Raw genomic sequence first — 17,013 nt, 5'->3', positions numbered from 1 at the left:
TCTCGAACAGAACGATAAATACCGCCGGTCGCAAAGGATCATTTGCGCCGGCGCTCCGCACCGGGAATGCATTCGTTATGCGACGCACTCCGAGTTTTTTACCGGCTCGACGAATACCGACCGGCATGATTTACCCCACCCATATTTTTTGCGACCGCACAATGAAATCAATTTCATTGCGAACGACAATTCGATAATCCGCAGCAATACATATTCATTCAGCACATTTGCAGACGCACAAAATCGACGGCAAAAGCATGCCCCGCCAGGCCAGCCCCAACAAGGGCGCCTCGCTTCGAACAGACGAACAATCCCCCTCGACGAGATGCCGATTAATCGCAAAACGACGATCAATCGCGACTCGAGCCGATTTAATAAAATCGAAAGGATCGATTAACTAAACGGAAAGGAATATTCTCGTATCTGGAATTTATTAAATTAAGTGAAAATACCGGCGCATATTAGGGTCCCGATTTATCGCCGTAAAGTAATAATTTGTTACGGCGCTCGCCATTCCGATAAAAGGCAGTTCGGGACCGATTCCAGAGCCCCCAAAAAGAAAAAGCCGGACGACTGTCCGGCTTCGCGAGGGCGGTACGACGCTCGCCGTCAGAGCGGCACGTCGATCGCGCCGGCGCCGACGGGAATCGCGTTCGCGCCCGGCGCGGCCGAGATCGGCGGCAGGTTCGCGCTCGTCAGCGCGGGCGCGGCGCCCGGCGTGCCGCCGCGCGGCACCGTGCGGATCACCTGCGACGGCGGCAGCGGCGCGCCGCTCTTCAGGTGCTTCCACATCAGGTTCAGCGCCTGCAGGTTGTAGTAATGAACCGGCACGAAGCGCGTGTCGAAGCCCGGCACCGGCAGGAACGCGTCGAAGTGCTGGCCGTTCGTCACCTCGTAGAACACGAGCTGGCTGCGCGCGCCTTCGCTGATGCCGTTCTGCGCGACGTACGCGCGCGACGCGTGGTTCACGGGCACGAGCGCGTCGCTGCGGCCCTGCACGATGATCGCCGGCTTGCCCTGCAGGTTCGCGTTCACGCGCACCGCGTCGACGTTCGCGGGCATGCCGAGCATCCCGTTCGTCCAGAGCTGGCGCAGGCACAGCGCGCCCGCGAAGCTTGCATCGGGCGTCGCGAGCCGGTGATCGACGCCCGCGCCCGTGTTGAACACGAGGTTGATGCCCGCCGTCGGCGGCACGCCGTTGCCGACGCCGAACACGGCGGGCATCGGCGACGTGGCGGGCGCGACGACGGCGCCCGTCGCCGGGTTCGTCGTCGCGAAGCTGAAATTGCACAGGTTGTCGGTGACGCGCGAGCGCGTGTACGCGTTCGCATAGGTGACCGCGATCGCCGGAATCGCCTGCGAATCCCACATCGGCGCCTGCAGCAGGTCGGAATCGGCGAGGTAGCCGGCCGCGTGGAGCTGCGCGAGCGCGTCGGCGGCCTGGCTTTGCGTATCGGCGCCCGACACGAGCCCGGCCGCGGCGAGCGTCGCGCAGCGCTGGGTGCGGATCGACTGCGTGGTCGCCGCCGGCAGCGCGCTCAGGTACGGCGCGTCGGCAAGCGACGCCGACGCGGCCGCGCACGGCTCCAGCAGGTTCGCGAGCGTCGCGTAGTCGGCCAGCGGCCGGCCGAACGACGGCACGGGCTGGCCGCCCGAGCGCACGACCGCGTTCGGCGCCATCCGCACGTTGATCTGCGGCTCGCCGACCACGACCGCGGTGATCCAGCCGCGGTTGTCCTGTTCGGCCGCCGCGAGCGACGCGCCGCCGCCGTTGCTGACCGACGCGGCGATCGTCGTGATGTCGCCCGCGCGATAGCGCACGCCGTGATGCGAGCCGTCGATCGGCGGTCCGAACTGCTCGTTGAGCGCCCAGTACGCGAACTCGACCGACTGCAGTGTCACGCGCCCCCAGTCCTGCTCGGGATTCTGCTGCGAATGCGCGTGCTTGAACGCATAGCGGTTCGGGAAGCGGGAATTGAACGCGGCGAGATCGCCGCTGGTGACGTTCGCGGTGAACAGGCTCGCGGTGCCGGCCAGCACCGCGTTGGCGAGCGTGCCGTCGATCAGCGTGATGGTGTCCGACATCAGCTCGTGCGCGCCGTTGCCGCCGCCCTTGTCGTTGTAGGCGACCGCGCAGCCGCGCTTGAGCGCCCATTCGCCGGCCGCGGAAATCGCGCCGTACACGCCGCGCGAGCCGGACGACGTCGCGGTGACGATGCACGGCTGCGCGGGATTGAAGCTGGCGGGCACCTGCACGAGCAGCGTGACGTTCTTGCTGCCGCTGCCGTCGTCGGCGTACGCGAGATATTCGGTGCCGGGAATCTTGCCTTCGCCGAGCGTGTCGTTGCCGTCGAGGTCGACGTTCGGCCCCCAGAAGCGGCCGTAGCCGCCGTTGGCGCTCATGTCGACGAGCGCGCGGTAGTTCGACCAGATCGCGAGACGCCGCAGCTCGGCGCTCGTCGGCCGGGCGGCATTCGCAAAGCCGGGGGCGCTCGCCGAGCCGAGGCCCGTCTTGCCGAGGCCCGCCGTCAGCAGGTCGTCGCTCGCGCCGTCATAGGCCGTCGTGCGCACGCTGCCGGACACGAAACCGGGCAACCGGTTGCGCTCGGCCGACTCGTCGCCGTTACAGGCGCCGAGTATCGCGACCGCGGCCAGCGCCGCGCCCCACACCACCCGCCTGCCCCACCCGAGCTTCGTCATCGCCGCCCCCTCCGATATCGTTATCGGTCCGCCGCCGCGCCGCGCGCGACTGTCGGCCGCTGAAGCGCAAACGGGCCCCGGCATGCCGGGGCCCGCCTGAAAACGGGCGCATGCGGCGCTCACGCGCCGCTGCCCGGCGTTACTGCTGCTGAACCGTCAGCTTGTTCGACACCGACGTCACGCCGCTCACGCCCTTCGCCGCCTCTTCCGCCTTGTCGATCTGGGCCTGGTCGGGCACCGTGCCCTCCAGCGTGATCGCGCCGCCCTTCGAGCGCACGACGATGTTCGCCACGTCGATGCCGCCCGCCTTCGTAATGGCCTTGCGCACCGCGTAGCCAAGCTTGCGGTTCGCCTTCTTCGCGGTCTTCGCGGCGGCCTTCGGCGCGCTGGTCGCGGCCGCGGGCGCTTCCGTTGCCGCGGCATCGCTCGACTGCGCATACACGCTGCCCGACAGACAGGCCGCCACGGCGGCGACACCCAACGCTCTCAACACGATCGACTTCATGCTATCTCCTTATCACTCCGGAACGGCCGTGCACAGTACGGCCGATTACCCCCAAAAACAGCCGGCCCGCGCGCGAACGGGCGGGACAGCCGGTGTTTTCCACGGCGATACGAGAGAGGCGAGACGGGCTGGCGGCAGGCGCACGCGAAAGCGGGCCGGCCGGGCCGGACAGCCGCCGGCCGAACGCGCCCGGTCTCATTGGGTGCCGGGTCGCGCGCAAATCGGGCGCGGCTGCGTCGCACAATGTAATCCAGCGCCCGCGGAAGCGCAAAGCTTTTGACGCAGGGGCGCCCGCCACTGTCGCCACGGGGCCGCGCCAGGCCGCCCCCACTCGCGCACGCCCGGCGAAACCGGGTACCATCGCCGCGAGCATCGGCGTCGTCCATGACAACCGTCCGATCGTCACCGATACGTCACGCCAGCGTCATCCGCCGCCCCCATGAAGCCAGCCCGCCCTCGCCCGCCTCGCCGCATCCTCGCCCGCTTCGTCGCGGTGTCGTGGCGCGACCTCGCGCTGTCGATCGGCCCTACCGTGCTGCTCGCCGGCGCGGCCGTCTGGCTCGCGGTCAAGCTGATCCAGCCGGCACCGCCGTCCACGCTCGTGATCTCGTCCGGGCCGCCCGGCAGCACGTACTGGAACGCCGCGCAGAAATACAAGACGATCCTCGCGAAGAACGGCGTCACGCTCGACGTCCAGTCATCCGAAGGGTCCGCCCAGAACCTCGCGCGGCTGTCGAACCCGAACGCGCCGGTCGACGTCGGCTTCGTGCAGAGCGGCATCGGCCCGAAGGAGCGCGACGAACACCTCGTGTCGCTCGGCAGCATCGGCTACGTGCCGCTCGCGATCATGTATCGCGGCCCGGTCGTCGCGCGCCTGTCCGACTTCAAGGGCAAGCGGCTCGCGCTCGGCGCGGAAGGCAGCGGCGCGCGCGAGCTGAGCCTCGCGCTGCTGAAGATGAACGGCATCGTGCCGGGCGGCTCGACCGAGCTGCTGCCGACCGCCGGCGAGGACGCGGCCACCGCGCTGCTCGACGGCAAGATCGACGCGGCGTTCCTGTCCGGCGACTCGACGCAGATCCCGGTGATGGCGAAACTGTTCCGCGCGCCGGGCGTGCACGTGTATTCGTTCACGCAGGCCGAGGCGTACGCGCGGCGCTTTCCGTACCTGACCGCGATCACGCTGCCGATGGGGGTCTACGATCTCGGCCGGAACCTGCCGCCCGCCGACATCCACACGGTCGCGCCGACCATCGAACTCGTCGCGCGCGACTCGCTGCACCCCGCGTTGTCCGACCTGCTGATCGAGGCCGCGCGCGAGGTGCACGGCCACGCGACGATCCTGCAGCACGCGGGCGAATTCCCGTCGCCCGTCACGCGCGGGTTCCCGCTCTCCGACGACGCCGCGCGCTACTACAAGTCAGGCAAGACCTTCCTGTACCGGCGGCTGCCGTTCTGGGTCGCGAGCCTCGTCGACCGGCTGCTCGTCGTGGTCGTGCCGCTGATCGTCGTGCTGATCCCCGGGCTGCGGCTCGTGCCGTCGCTGTACGGCTGGCGCGTGCGCTCGCGCATCTACCGCTGGTACGGCGCGCTGATCGCGCTCGAGCGCCGCGCGCTCGGCGAGCACACGGCCGAGGAGCGCGTGCAGTTGCTCGACGAGCTCGACGACATCGAGGAAGCCGTCAACCGGATGAAGATGCCGCTGGCTTATGCCGGGCAGTTCTACGTGCTGCGCGAGCACATCGGCTTCGTGCGCGAACGGCTCACCGCGCACGACCAGGACACGCCGGCCGGCCCGCCGGGCGCCGGCGGCCCGCCGCAGGCACGTGCCGAGGCCGCGCCGCCGGCCGGCACGCCCCCTCGGGCGACTCCCGGTTCCGCGTGAGCGGACGATCCGCGATCATTGCTGCATGCGCGCGCCGCCGCGTAACATGGAGGCCGCCGCCAGGCGCCGCACGCCCCACCTTCTGGAGATCGCCATGACAACCGGCCTCGATACCGCCCAACCCGCCTGGTTCTACGACTTCGTGTCGCCGTTCTCCTACCTGCTCCTCGAACAGCTCGACAAATGGCCGGACGTGCCGTTCGAGCCCGTCGCGGTGTCGCTGCCCCACCTGCAGCGCCACTGGGGGCAACGCCCGAGCGCGGACGTGCCCGCCAAGCGCGTGTTCACGTACCGTCACGCATTGTTTCGCGCCGAGCAGCTCGGCATCCGCTTCAAGATGCCGCCCGCCCATCCGTTCGATTCCGACAAGGTGCTGCGCCTCGCGATCGCGCTGCGCGCCGACATCGCAACCGTGCTGGAAATGTTCCGCTTCATCTGGCACGACGGCAACGACCCGTCGACGCCGGAAGGCTTCGCGGCACTGTGCGAGCGCGTCGGCGTCGGCCACGGCGACGAGTTGATCGAGTTCGAGGAGACCACCGCGCAACTGGCCCGCAACAACGCCGACGCGATCGCGCTCGGCGTGTTCGGCGTGCCGACGTTCTGGATGAACCAGCAGCTGTTCTGGGGCGAGGACGCGCTGCCGATGGTGCTGTACTGTGCGCGCACGCCGAACTGGCTCGAATCGCGCGAGGTCAAGCGGATCAGCGCGCTGCCGAAGGGCCGCGTGTGATGGCCGGTATCACGCACGCCAACGCGCGGCTGCGGTAAGGTTACGCGTCACCGGAATCGCCCCGAATCGATGGAAGAAGACGACCGTACCGCCTCGCTCGACATCTGGCTCGTGCGCGTGTTGCGCACGCTGCTGCTCGAGCGCAGCGTCACGCAGGCCGCGCTGCGGCTGAACCAGACCCAGCCCGCGATCAGCACCGCGCTGCGCAAGCTGCGCGAGACGCTGAACGACCCGATCCTCGTGCGCGGCAAATCCGGGATGGTGCCGACCGAATACGGCGCGTCGCTGCTCGAGGCCGCGCAGCGCGCGCTGCGCGAGGTCGACTTCATCGCGACGCCGCACGGCGATTTCGATCCGTCGTCCGCGCGGCGCACGTTCCGCGTCGCCGCGCCCGATTACCTGAACGATTTCTTCATGCCGACGCTGATCGAGCGCTTTCGCGACGCGGCGCCGCATGCCCATCTGGAAATCGATTCGCTGAATCCCGCACTCGATCACGCGGGCGCGCTCGAATCGGGCGCGCTCGATCTCGTGATCGGCAACTGGCCGAAGCCCGACCCGCAGTTCGCGCGCCAGGACCTGTTCTCCGATACGATCGTGTGCCTGATGCGCGATGCGCACCCGCTCGCACGCGAGCCGCTCACGCGCGAAGCGTACGCGTCGGCCGCGCACGTCGCGCCGACGCCGTACACCGGCGACAAGCGCAACGCGATCGAGATCGGCCTGACACGCGCGCGCCTCACGCGGCGCATCGTGACGACGCTGCCCTACTTCGGAATCGTGCCGCAGGTACTGCTGCAGTCGGACCTGATCTTCACGACGACGCGCCGCTTCGCGACGCACTATGCGCAGTTGCTGCCGCTCGTGGTCGTCACGCCGCCCGTGCCGTTCCCGCGCATCAAGAGCTACCTGCTCACGCATCCGCAGCCCGACCGCCCGACCGACATCGCGTGGCTGTGCGCGCTGATGCAAAGCGTGTCCGACGAACTGACGGTTCCCCGCAGCCGCAAGCGCTGAGCCGCGGCACGAAACACGGCGCAGCCGCTCAAGCTCAGGCCGTGCAGAAGGTTTCCTGCAGATGGGCCCAGCGCACGACGCCCGCCACGTCGCGCTCGAACACGGCGGTTGCACGGCGCGCGGGCAGCTCGCCCGACGCCGCGTGCTGCGCTTCGAGATAGGTGAGCGTCGCATGCGACGCGTCGGCCGTGAGCACGCGGGTGTCCGACAGCGTGATGCGCAGCCCCGGCTTCGCGCCGGCGAGCTTCGCGAACAGCACGCGCGTACCGTCATGATCGACGACGCGACCGTCGGTCAGGATCATCGTGAATTCGGCGGAAAACGCGGCGAGCAGCGCATCGAGCGCCTCGGGTGCGGTATCGACGCCGGACAGCCAGCGTTCGATGGCCACGAGGCTCGCATCGAGCGCGTCGAGATAAACCTGATGATCGGACATGGCACGTGCACGGTAAGGCGCGGCCCGATGCCGCGCGTCGTCGTGCAGTGTAGGCAAAATCGCGCGGCCCTGCGCTGGCCGCGCGGCGCTACCGCGCGCAGGACACGTCGTCGCGCGCACGCCCCGATGCGGCCACCTTCGCGTCGGCCACCGGCATGCCCGAGCGCGCCTGCAACAGCTCCGCGCACACGGCCACCGCGATCGCGCCCGGCGCCTTGTCGACGATGCCCGCGACGCCGATCGGGCACACCATCTCCACGAGCCGCGCCGGATCGACGCCGCGCGCGGCAAGCCGGCGCTCGAACTTCACGCGCTTGGTGCGCGAGCCGATCATCCCGAAGTACGCGTAGTCGCGCCGCCGCATGATCTGCGCGGCGAGCGAGAAGTCGAGCGCGTGGTTGTGCGTCATCACGAGGAAGTACGCGCCGGGCGGCGCCGCGTCGACCACGGCCTCCGGCGTGTCGGTCGGCTCCGGCTGCACGTTCGGCGGACATTCGTCCGGGAACAGCTCGTCGCGCGTGTCGACCCACTGCACGACGCACGGCAGCGCGCCGAGCAGCGTGACGAGCGCGTGACCGACGTGCCCGGCGCCGAACAGCACGATGTGCATCGGCGCCGGCGTGCCGGTCGCCCGGTTGCGCCGGCCGGTGCCCGGCGCGAATGCCGGGGTCGACGCGGTGCGGAGCGAGCGTGCGGGGCCGTTCATGTCGGTCTCCGCCGGGCTGCCCCAAGGAGGCTGACCGCCCCCACGGGGGACCGTGAACGAAGTGAGCGCGGGCGGCGTTTCATCTCAGCCTGCCTGACCGGCGCGTGCCGCACGCACCGCGCTGACCGCACGCAGGATCGACTCGCCGGTCGCCGGCGCGTCGAGCGGCGGGTTCACCTTGTAGTCGCCGACCGCGGCCACCGCATCGCGCACCGCGAAGAACACCGAGAACGGCAGCAGCAGCGGCGGCTCGCCGACGGCCTTCGAGCGGTGGATGCTGTCCTCGACGTTGCGGTTCTTGAACAGCCGCACGTTGAATTCCGGCGGCGTGTCGTTCACCGTCGGGATCTTGTATGTGGACGGCGCATGCGTCATCAGCTTGCCGCCCTTGTTCCACCACAGCTCCTCGGTCGTGAGCCAGCCCATCCCCTGGATGAACGCGCCTTCGACCTGGCCGATGTCGAGCGCCGGGTTCAGCGACGCACCCACGTCGTGCAGCGCATCGACGCGCAGTGTGCGCATCTCGCCCGTCAGCGTGTCGATCACGACTTCCGACACGGCCGCGCCGTACGAGTAGTAGTAGAACGGCCGGCCCTGCAGCTTCGACTGATCCCAGTACAGCTTCGGCGTCGCGTAGAAACCGTCGGACCACAGCTGCACGCGCGCGAGGTACGCCTTCGCGATCACTTCGCCGAACGGCACGCCGTTGCCGCCGATCCACACGACGTCGTTGCCGAACGTCACGTCGGCCGCATCGACCTTGCCGTCGCCGAACTGCTTCGCCGCGAACACCGCGAGCCGCTCGCGCAACTGGCGCGCCGCATCCTGCGCGGCCTTGCCGTTCAGGTCCGAGCCCGTCGACGCGGCCGTCGCGGACGTGTTCGCGACCTTGCTGGTGTCGGTCGCCGTCACGCGGATCCGGCCGAAGCGGATGCCGAGCTCGTGCGCGACGACCTGAGCGACCTTCGTGTTGAGCCCCTGCCCCATCTCCGTGCCGCCGTGGTTCACGAGCACCGAGCCGTCGGTGTAGATGTGCACCAGCGCGCCGGCCTGGTTGAAGTGCGTGACGTTGAACGCAATGCCGAACTTCACCGGCGTGATCGCGATGCCCTTCTTCAGCACCGTGTTGCGTGCGTTGAATGCGCGCACGCCGGCACGCCGCGCACGGTAGTCGCTCGTCGCTTCGAGTTCGCCGAGCAGCTCCTGCAGCACGTTGTCCTCGACCGTCTGCCCGTACGGCGTGACGTTGCGTTCGGTCTTGCCGTACAGGTTCGCATAGCGGACGTCGAGCGGATCGCGATCGAGCGAACGCGCGACGTCGTCGAGGATGTACTCGATCGCGAACGCGCCCTGCGGGCCGCCGAACCCGCGGAACGCGGTGTTCGACTGCGTGTTGGTCTTGCCGCAGTAACCGGCGATGTTGACGTCGCCCAGCCAGTACGCGTTGTCGAAGTGGCACACCGCGCGCGTCATCACCGGGCCCGACAGGTCGGCCGAGAAACCGCAGCGCGACGTCATGTCGAGCGCGACACCGTCGATGCGACCGTCGTCGTCGTAGCCGACGTCGAAGCGGTAATGGAAATCGTGCCGCTTGCCGGTGATCATCATGTCGTCGTCACGGTCCGGACGCAACTTCACCGGGCACAGCAGCTTCCACGCCGCGAGCGCCGCGCAGCACGCGAACAGGCCCGACTGCGATTCCTTGCCGCCGAACCCGCCGCCCATCCGGCGGCATTCGACCAGCACGTTGTGCGACGCGACGCCGAGCACGTGCGCGACCAGGTGCTGCATCTCGCTCGGGTGCTGCGTCGAGCAGTACACGTGCATCCCGTCGTCGTCCTTCGGCACGGCGTACGCGATCTGCCCTTCGAGGTAGAACTGCTCCTGGCCGCCGAGCAGCATTTCGCCCGACTCGCGGTGCGGCGCGACGGCGAGCCGCGCGGCCGCGTCGCCGCGCGCGAGCTTCAGCGGCGGGATCACGTAGGTTTCGGCCGCGCGCGCTTCCTGCGCGGTGAGGATCGCCGGCAGCTCCTCGTAGTCGACCTGCGCGCGGCGCGCGGCGAGCCGCGCGATTTCATGCGACGTCGCGACGACGATGAACATCGGCTGGCCGACGAACTGCACGATGCCCTTCGCGAGCACCGGGTCGTCGTGGATGATCGGGCCGCAATCGTTGACACCCGGGATGTCGTCGGCCGTGAACACGGCGACCACGCCCGGCGTCGCGCGCACCGCGTCGAAGTTCATCGACACGATCTTCGCATGCGGCTTCGCCGACAGGCCGAGCGCCGCGTGCAGCGTGCCCGCGACGATCGGGATGTCGTCGGTGTAGGTGGCCCGCCCGCTGACGTGCAGGTGCGCGGATTCGTGCGCGCGCGATACGTGGACCTGCGCGGCGTCGGCTTGCGGGTCAAGGGTGCTCAGGAACGGTTCTGCTTGCTGGTTCATGTTCGGTGTTCTCCGTCTTCAGACGCGCGCCGCGTCGGTGCCGGGTTCGGCGGCCACTTCACGCACATTCAGGGCTTGCGGCGGCAGCGGGTCGTGCGGGCGCGTCTCCAGCCAGAATCGATACATCAGGTTCTTCGCGGTATCGAGACGGTACGTGCTCGTCGCGCGCATGTCGGACAGCGGCTGGTAGTCACGCTCGAGCGCCTGCATCGCCGCCTGCGCAGTGGCTTCGTGCCACTGCGCGCCGTCGAGCACGGCTTCCGTCTGGGTCGCGCGCTTCGGCGTCGCGGCCATCCCGCCGAACGCGATGCGCGGCTCGCGGATCGTGTCGCCGTCCGCGATGAACGCGAACGCCGCGCACACGGCCGAGATGTCGGAGTCGAACCGCTTCGACAGCTTGTACGTGCGGAACTGCAGCTTCTCGCGCGCGCCGGTGCGGGTCGGCACCTTCAGGCCGACGACGAATTCGTGCGGCGCCATGTCCTTCTGCTGGTAACCCGTGTACAGCGCCTCGAGCGGCAGCTCGCGCACCGTGTCGCCGCCGCGCAGCACCACGCGCGCGCCAAGCGCGATCAGGCCCGGCATCGAATCGCCGATCGGCGAGCCGTTCGCGACGTTGCCGCCGATCGTGCCCGCGTTGCGGATCGGCAGCGACGCGAAGCGCTTCCACATCTCGGTCAGTTCCGGATACTGGCCGGCCAGCGCCGCATACCCTTTCTCGACCGTCACGCCAGCCCCGATTTCGATCCAGTCGTCGCCGTGCACGATGTTCTGCAGTTCGGCGATCTGGCCGACGTAGATCAGGTCGTCGAGCCGGCGCATCTGCTTGGTGACCCACAGGCCGATGTCGGTGCTGCCCGCGAGAATGCGCGCGTCGGGCCGCTCGACCTTCAGCGCGGCCAGCGCGTCGAGCGTGCGCGGCGCCGCGAAGCGCGCGCCATTGATCGTCGTGTAGTCGAACGTATCGTCGCGCTTGAGCGACGCGAGCGTGCGGGCCAGCACGGCGGTGTCGACCGGCGCCGACGGCGCCGGCGCGTCGAACATCTGAACGGCCGCATCGACGATCGGGCGATAGCCGGTGCAGCGGCACAGGTTGCCGGTCAGCGCATCGGCGATCTCGGTGCGCGTCGGCACGTCCTTCGCCTTCGCGCACGTGCCGGCACGGCCGCAGCCTTCGTGGCCATGCTTCTCGTACAGCGCCCACATCGACATCACGAAGCCGGGCGTGCAGAACCCGCATTGCGAACCATGGCAGTCGACCATCGCCTGCTGCACCGGATGCAGCGCACCGTCCGGCTGGCGCAGGTCCTCGACCGTCAGCAGCGCCTTGCCGTCCAGCGTCGGCAGGAACTGGATGCACGCGTTGACGGCCTTGAACTCGACCGCGCCGGCATCGGTCAGCTCACCGACGACGACCGTGCACGCGCCGCAGTCGCCTTCCGCGCAGCCTTCCTTGGTGCCGGTGCAATGCGCGTCCTCGCGCAGGTATTGCAGCACGGTGCGGGTAACGTCCGCGCCGCTGACTTCGCGGATCGCGTGACGATGGTAGAAGCGGATCGGCTCACTCATGTCTCGATGGTTCTTCAAATGGGGGCAAGGCGGCCCGCGCTTTGCGCTCGACCGACGTTTTTCTGACAGTTTGCACGCTATCACCATCAAATTTCGCAACCCATAGCCCATCACGCATGGGGCCCATATAACTGCCGCGATATGAGCGCCGGGCCCGCCCGACGCCCTTTCCACACGGCGCTCCGAGCCTCTTCCCAGCGCCCCCGCGACCGTCCGTGATCGTCGAAAACAGGTCGCGATTAACTAAATGGTACCTGCGTGAAAACCGGTTCCATGGGAAAATCCCGATTCCCTTTTTCGCCGTCCTCTGCCGTCTCGTTCATTCGTTCCGACCCCATGTCAACCGATTCCGCCACACCGCCGCGCAGCGGGTTCGCGGTCACGCTGCAAATCGTGTCCGTTGTCTGCTTCACGTTCATCTGCTACCTGACCATCGGCCTGCCGCTCGCGGTGCTGCCGGGCTTCGTCCACGGCGACCTCGGCTTTTCCGCGATCGTCGCGGGCGGCGCGATCAGCGTCCAGTATTTCGCGACGCTCGCGTCGCGGCCGCTCGCCGGGCGCCTGGCCGATACGCTCGGCCCGAAGCAGACAGTGCTCCGCGGGCTGGTCGGTTGCGGCGTGTCGGGCGTGCTGCTGCTCGTCGCGCTGCTGCTCGCGCACTGGCCGGCCGCGAGCCTCGTGCTGCTGGTCGCGAGCCGGCTCGTCCTCGGCGTCGGCGAGAGCCTGTGCGGCACTGGCGCGATCCTGTGGGGCATCGGCCGGGTCGGCGTCACGCACAACGCGAAGGTGATCTCGTGGAACGGCATCGCGACCTACGGCGCGCTCGCGCTCGGCGCGCCGGTCGGCGTCGCGATCGCGAATACGCTGAATCCGGCGCTGATCGGCGTGCTCGTGATCGCGCTGGCCGCAATCGGCTTCTACCTCGCACGCCTGATCGCTTCGGTGCCGCTCGTGCACGGCGAACGGATGTCGTACGCAAGCGTGTTTACGCGCGTACTGCCGCACGGCCTCGGCCTCGCGCTCGGCTCGGCCGGCTTCGGCTCGATCGCGACCTTCGTCACGCTGTACTATGCGGCGCGCCACTGGCCGAACGCCGCCCTGTCGCTGACCGTATTCGGCACGCTGTTCATCGGCGCACGCCTGCTGTTCGCGAACACGATCAAGACCTACGGCGGCTTCCGCGTCGCAATCGTATCGTTCGCATTCGAATGTTCGGGCCTGTTGCTGCTGTGGCTCGCGCCAGTGCCGCACATCGCACTCGTCGGCGCCGCGCTGACGGGTTTCGGCTTCGCGCTGATCTTCCCGGCGCTCGGCGTCGAGGCCGTCGCACTCGTGCCGCCCGCGAGCCGCGGCGCGGCGCTGTCCGCGTACTCGGTGTTCCTCGACCTGTCGCTCGGCATCACGGGCCCGCTCGCCGGCTATGTCGCGGGCGCGTTCGGCTATCCGCAGGTGTTCCTGTTCGCGGCGGTGGCGGCTGCCGCGGGCGTCGCGCTGTCGATGGTGCTGTACCAGCGGCAGGCGCGGGTCGAGGGAAGCGGCGCGGCGGCCTGACGGAGCAAGGTTCGGCGGGCTCAGCCCGCCGGGCGCAAAGGGCGGGTACATCAGCCATCCGCCGGCCGCTGCGGCGCAGACTAGCGCGGCAGAACGTTGAATTCCCGCAGCACGCGGGCGGCTTCCGGATGATGGCGAAACGGCACTGCAGCCGCGCGTTCAAGCTTGAACGCGGCGCGATCGAACAGGACAAGCGCTTCCGACGTGTTGAGGTGCCTCGACATGTACAGGAAGCCGTCGACCCGCTGGTCGTGCCGGTGCACGGCGGCGGACCATTGTTGCGGGATGTCGTAGGGCACGACAGTCGACAGCGACCCGTCTCCGCCAAGATTCTTCAGCGGCAGACCGTGCAGGACGGCCACGTTCAGTGGCGAACCCGTAAAGGACAGCACGTAGCGCTCCAACTCCGCCGTCACGAGCGGGAACCCGCCGAGTTCGAGATCCGCGACTTCGTCGTGCAGCACCGTCTCGGCAAACGCGCAATGCAGGTCGAAGCCGAAATAGCAGGTGCCGAACCTGCCCCGCTTGCGCGGATCGTCGAACCGGTTGCCACCCGACCTGCCGAAGTAGGGCTCGCCGGTGTCGTAGCGTGAAATACGGAGCAGCGTGGCAGGCGCGACTTCTTTCGTCGTCAGCGTTGCATGCGCGAAATGCCTACCCGGCGCCGCCAGCGTCAACCGCGCGCTCCTAGCGTTCCGCGAAGGCTGCCGCCGCGCGCTCCACCCGCTCGACCTGCCCTTGCGACAATGCTTTCAGCGGCGTGACGTTACCGAGCGAAGCCTTCGGTGTCGTAAAAAACTGCCACTTGCTCCAGCCCGGCAGGCTGCCCAGTTGCTGCGTCACCTTGCCCAGCGTCTTGCGATCGATGTCGCCTGCCAGATAGAAGGCCGGATAGTATTGCGCGGCCCCGACGTCCACCGTGAAGATGCGCCCCGACACGAGCGCCTTGTTGAGCGCCTGCCGGCTAATGCCCAGCCCCGCCCAGAGTTCGGCGGCCGGCAACAACCTGCCGGCGGCAACCAGCGCCTGCCGCTCGGACAACGCAATCCGCTCGACCTCGGAAAGCACTGCACCCTCGTACGCGGCCGGCTTCGGATTCGGCTTCGCGCGGCTGGGTGCTTTCCTGTCGCGGGTCGCCGCGGCGGCGATCCCGAAAGTGACGACACCGGCAAGATCGATGACCTGAGCGATACCGACCTTGAACAGATGGCCCAGTTGCGCGTCGGACAGCTCGAGCAATGCGCGTGCCTTGTCCGGCCCGAGCATGGTCGCTGCGCCGACGGCGCAGCGCAGCGCCACTTCGGTATCCACATCGAGGATGACATCGGCGCCCTCGAGCGCTTGCGCATGCCGACCCATCATCGCCTCCTTTCACGATTAGGATTAAGGATAGGTCAGCCGCGCAACCAAGTCAACCGAGTCAACTTTTCTGCGTACCCAAGACTGCCAGCACCGGGCGGACGATCGATGCATCGGGCCCCCGCAGACAACCGCCTTCCGGTCAGGCCGTCCGCAAAAACAACCGCCGCGTCAGGTCGAACGCGACCAGATTGCCGGCCACCACCAGCAGCAGCCCCACCACCGCGAGCGGCGACCACTGGTAGCCCTCGAACACCGTCGACACGGCCAGCGCGACGATCGGGAACAGCACCGTGCAGTACGCGGCGCGCTCCGGCCCGATCCGGCCCACGAGGGTCAGATAGGCGGTAAAGCCGATCACCGAGCCGGGCACGGCCAGGTAGACGAGCGCGCCGAGATAGCGCGGGCTCGTGTCGAGCGTGAACGGCATCCCGGCCACCACGCTGCCGACGGTCAGGATCGCCGCGCCGATCAGCATCGCCCAGCCGTTGGTCGCGAGCGGGTGCAGCCCCATCGACTGCATCCGGCTCGACAGCAGGTTGCCGATCGAGAAACACATCGTGCCCGCGAACGCGATCGCGAGCCCCGTCCACGTCGCGTGGTCGTCGAGATGGCCGGCCATCTGCTGCCAGAACAGGCACGCGATGCCGGCCAGCCCGAGCAGCGCACCGGCGATCGCCGACGGCCGCAGCGGACGACCCATGAACAGCCGGCCGTTGATCGAGTTCAGCAGCGGCGCGGTCGAGAAGATCACCGCGACGAGGCCGCTCGGCACGACCTGTTCCGCGTAGTAGAAGCACAGGAAGTTCAGGCAGAACAGTGCAAAGCCCTGCGCGAGGAGAAAGCGCCACGCTTCGCGCGGCGGCCGTACCGGCCGGCGCATCACGCGCAGCAGCGCGAACAGCACGGCGGCCGCGAGCCAGAAGCGCCATGCGATCGACACGGGCGGCGGCACGGCGCCGAGCTGCCATTTGATCGCGATCCAGGTGGTGCCCCAGATCAGCACGGTGACGAAATAAAGCGACAGGTTCATGGCGGCAACGATCCCAAAAGCAGGTGAAACGGATCCCGACTATGCCGCCGCCCGGCGCGCGCCGATTGTCCGGAATTGCGGTCTTTTTCGGGCCGCCGCACGCGGCGCCGTGCGCCCGCTTATACTCGGCCCATCATGAGCCTCTCCCTTTCCGCGCCCCCCGTCGACCACCCCACCGCCCTGGCTGGCGGCGATCTGCCGTTCGGCCTGCAGTCGGTCTGCCGCACGCTCGCGGACGCGAACGCGACGCTCGAGCGCTTCGCGTGGCTCGGCGACCATCTGGCGATCGCCGAATGGACGCGGATCACCGACGAAAGCGAGACGGTCTACGAGCAGCCGGGCCACCACACGCTGTCGTGCTACCTCGACGGCGGCTACCGGACCGAACGCCAGCGCGTGCCGCGCTACGGCGCGCCGAGCCTGCTGTGCGCGCTGCCGGGTGACCATGAATCGCGCTGGTGGGTGCGCGGCGAGATGCACTTCATCCATCTGTATTTCCTGCCCGAGCACTTCACGCAGCGCGCGATCCGCGAACTCGACCGCGAGCCGCGCGAGCTGAAGCTCGCCGACCGCACTTACTTCGAGGATGCGCGCGTCGCCACGCTGCTGCGCTCGCTCGCGCTGGACGGCTGGGACGATGCCGACGAACGGCTGCGCGTGAACGAGACCGCGCACGAGGTGCTGAGCCTGCTGCTGCGCGGGCAGAGCACGACCCGCACCGACACGTCGTTCCGCGGCGGGCTCGCGCCGGCCGTGCGTCGCCGCGTGCGCGACTACATCGACACGTACCTGACGCAACCGCTGACGCTCGGCGAACTCGCCGACGTCGCCGCGCTATCCGAATACCACTTCTCGCGGATGTTCCGGCTGTCGTTCGGCCGCGCGCCGCACGCGTGGGTGGCCGAGCAACGGCTGGCGCGGGCACGCGAGCTGCTGCGCACGACGGCGCTGCCGCTCGCGCAGATCGCGGCCGACTGCGGCTATGCGAACGCCGGCCACTTCAGCCATCGCTTCCGCGACGCACACGGCACGACGCCGAATACGTACCGGCGCGCGATGCAGGGCCGCTGAGCG

Annotated in this window: 14 protein-coding genes; 5 read left to right on the top strand and 9 right to left on the bottom strand. The window is 68.7% G+C overall.

The genetic code is table 11. The features are described from left to right. Positions 1-609: 609 nt before the first annotated feature. Positions 610-2,700 carry a D-(-)-3-hydroxybutyrate oligomer hydrolase gene (locus CFB50_RS04270; protein ID WP_089445036.1) on the bottom strand — a complete coding sequence of 697 codons (2,091 nt, stop codon included), beginning with the start codon at positions 2,698-2,700 and terminating at the stop codon, positions 610-612. A gap of 139 nt (positions 2,701-2,839) precedes the next feature. Further along, a complete protein-coding gene (locus CFB50_RS04265) occupies positions 2,840-3,205 on the bottom strand; it encodes a BON domain-containing protein (protein ID WP_089424630.1) in 366 nt (121 codons plus the stop codon). Between the two features lie 439 nt (positions 3,206-3,644). On the opposite strand from CFB50_RS04265, the gene CFB50_RS04260 reads away from it, so the two are divergent. The 3 genes from CFB50_RS04260 to CFB50_RS04250 all read left to right on the top strand — a co-directional run bounded on the left by CFB50_RS04260 (position 3,645) and on the right by CFB50_RS04250 (position 6,837). Beyond that, on the top strand, positions 3,645-5,087 hold the full coding sequence (locus CFB50_RS04260) for a TAXI family TRAP transporter solute-binding subunit (protein ID WP_069247276.1): 1,443 nt from the start codon (positions 3,645-3,647) through the stop codon (positions 5,085-5,087). Positions 5,088-5,181: 94 nt separating this feature from the next. Continuing rightward, the gene (locus tag CFB50_RS04255; protein ID WP_089445035.1) at positions 5,182-5,820 is read left to right on the top strand and encodes a DsbA family protein; all 639 of its coding nucleotides are present in this window, start codon (positions 5,182-5,184) and stop codon (positions 5,818-5,820) included. Between the two features lie 69 nt (positions 5,821-5,889). After that, the gene (locus CFB50_RS04250) at positions 5,890-6,837 is read left to right on the top strand and encodes a LysR family transcriptional regulator (protein WP_089445034.1); all 948 of its coding nucleotides are present in this window, start codon (positions 5,890-5,892) and stop codon (positions 6,835-6,837) included. 34 nt (positions 6,838-6,871) lie between these two features. Here the strand turns inward: CFB50_RS04250 and CFB50_RS04245 are convergent, their stop codons facing one another. The 4 genes from CFB50_RS04245 to xdhA form a co-directional block, all read right to left on the bottom strand. Next, positions 6,872-7,273: a polyketide cyclase gene (locus CFB50_RS04245; RefSeq protein ID WP_089445033.1), complete on the bottom strand. Its 402-nt coding sequence runs from the start codon at positions 7,271-7,273 to the stop codon at positions 6,872-6,874. An 88-nt stretch (positions 7,274-7,361) separates the two neighbouring features. Then, entirely contained in the window at positions 7,362-7,979 is a 618-nt protein-coding gene (xdhC, locus tag CFB50_RS04240; RefSeq protein WP_089445032.1) for a xanthine dehydrogenase accessory protein XdhC, read from the bottom strand. Between the two features lie 84 nt (positions 7,980-8,063). Beyond that, positions 8,064-10,427 carry a xanthine dehydrogenase molybdopterin binding subunit gene (gene xdhB / locus CFB50_RS04235; RefSeq protein WP_089445031.1) on the bottom strand — a complete coding sequence of 788 codons (2,364 nt, stop codon included), beginning with the start codon at positions 10,425-10,427 and terminating at the stop codon, positions 8,064-8,066. 18 nt (positions 10,428-10,445) lie between these two features. Beyond that, positions 10,446-11,996 (bottom strand): xanthine dehydrogenase small subunit, encoded by a 1,551-nt coding sequence (gene xdhA, locus CFB50_RS04230; protein WP_089445030.1) that lies wholly within the window; start codon positions 11,994-11,996, stop codon positions 10,446-10,448. A 336-nt stretch (positions 11,997-12,332) separates the two neighbouring features. Here xdhA and CFB50_RS04225 point away from each other — a divergent pair, with 336 nt between their 5' ends. Then, positions 12,333-13,547 carry an MFS transporter gene (locus tag CFB50_RS04225; protein ID WP_089445029.1) on the top strand — a complete coding sequence of 405 codons (1,215 nt, stop codon included), beginning with the start codon at positions 12,333-12,335 and terminating at the stop codon, positions 13,545-13,547. A gap of 80 nt (positions 13,548-13,627) precedes the next feature. On the opposite strand, the gene CFB50_RS04220 is transcribed toward CFB50_RS04225, so the two are convergent. From CFB50_RS04220 to CFB50_RS04210, 3 genes are all read right to left on the bottom strand, one after another. After that, entirely contained in the window at positions 13,628-14,224 is a 597-nt protein-coding gene (locus tag CFB50_RS04220) for an RES family NAD+ phosphorylase (protein ID WP_089445028.1), read from the bottom strand. A gap of 10 nt (positions 14,225-14,234) precedes the next feature. Next, the gene (locus CFB50_RS04215; RefSeq protein WP_089445027.1) at positions 14,235-14,906 is read right to left on the bottom strand and encodes a hypothetical protein; all 672 of its coding nucleotides are present in this window, start codon (positions 14,904-14,906) and stop codon (positions 14,235-14,237) included. 142 nt (positions 14,907-15,048) lie between these two features. Further along, complete coding sequence (locus CFB50_RS04210; protein WP_089424621.1) at positions 15,049-15,939, bottom strand: DMT family transporter; 891 nt, start codon at positions 15,937-15,939, stop codon at positions 15,049-15,051. 135 nt (positions 15,940-16,074) lie between these two features. On the opposite strand from CFB50_RS04210, the gene CFB50_RS04205 reads away from it, so the two are divergent. Beyond that, positions 16,075-17,010 (top strand): AraC family transcriptional regulator, encoded by a 936-nt coding sequence (locus CFB50_RS04205; RefSeq protein ID WP_089445026.1) that lies wholly within the window; start codon positions 16,075-16,077, stop codon positions 17,008-17,010. Positions 17,011-17,013 lie beyond the last annotated feature (3 nt).

Source organism: Burkholderia sp. AU33423 (assembly GCF_002223135.1).
GTDB lineage: Bacteria > Pseudomonadota > Gammaproteobacteria > Burkholderiales > Burkholderiaceae > Burkholderia > Burkholderia lata_D.
Note: the sequence above shows the minus strand (reverse complement) of the source record. Positions and strands in the feature narration are given on the sequence as shown.

Excerpts from the sequence above, each read along its gene's own strand:
- CFB50_RS04270 (WP_089445036.1), bottom strand. The coding sequence starts at position 2,700 with ATGACGAAGCTCGGGTGGGGCAGGCGGGTGGTGTGGGGCGCGGCGCTG.
- CFB50_RS04265 (WP_089424630.1), bottom strand. The coding sequence starts at position 3,205 with ATGAAGTCGATCGTGTTGAGAGCGTTGGGTGTCGCCGCCGTGGCGGCC.
- CFB50_RS04260 (WP_069247276.1), top strand. The coding sequence starts at position 3,645 with ATGAAGCCAGCCCGCCCTCGCCCGCCTCGCCGCATCCTCGCCCGCTTC.
- CFB50_RS04255 (WP_089445035.1), top strand. The coding sequence starts at position 5,182 with ATGACAACCGGCCTCGATACCGCCCAACCCGCCTGGTTCTACGACTTC.
- CFB50_RS04250 (WP_089445034.1), top strand. The coding sequence starts at position 5,890 with ATGGAAGAAGACGACCGTACCGCCTCGCTCGACATCTGGCTCGTGCGC.
- CFB50_RS04245 (WP_089445033.1), bottom strand. The coding sequence starts at position 7,273 with ATGTCCGATCATCAGGTTTATCTCGACGCGCTCGATGCGAGCCTCGTG.
- xdhC (WP_089445032.1), bottom strand. The coding sequence starts at position 7,979 with ATGAACGGCCCCGCACGCTCGCTCCGCACCGCGTCGACCCCGGCATTC.
- xdhB (WP_089445031.1), bottom strand. The coding sequence starts at position 10,427 with ATGAACCAGCAAGCAGAACCGTTCCTGAGCACCCTTGACCCGCAAGCC.
- xdhA (WP_089445030.1), bottom strand. The coding sequence starts at position 11,996 with ATGAGTGAGCCGATCCGCTTCTACCATCGTCACGCGATCCGCGAAGTC.
- CFB50_RS04225 (WP_089445029.1), top strand. The coding sequence starts at position 12,333 with ATGTCAACCGATTCCGCCACACCGCCGCGCAGCGGGTTCGCGGTCACG.
- CFB50_RS04215 (WP_089445027.1), bottom strand. The coding sequence starts at position 14,906 with ATGGGTCGGCATGCGCAAGCGCTCGAGGGCGCCGATGTCATCCTCGAT.
- CFB50_RS04210 (WP_089424621.1), bottom strand. The coding sequence starts at position 15,939 with ATGAACCTGTCGCTTTATTTCGTCACCGTGCTGATCTGGGGCACCACC.
- CFB50_RS04205 (WP_089445026.1), top strand. The coding sequence starts at position 16,075 with ATGAGCCTCTCCCTTTCCGCGCCCCCCGTCGACCACCCCACCGCCCTG.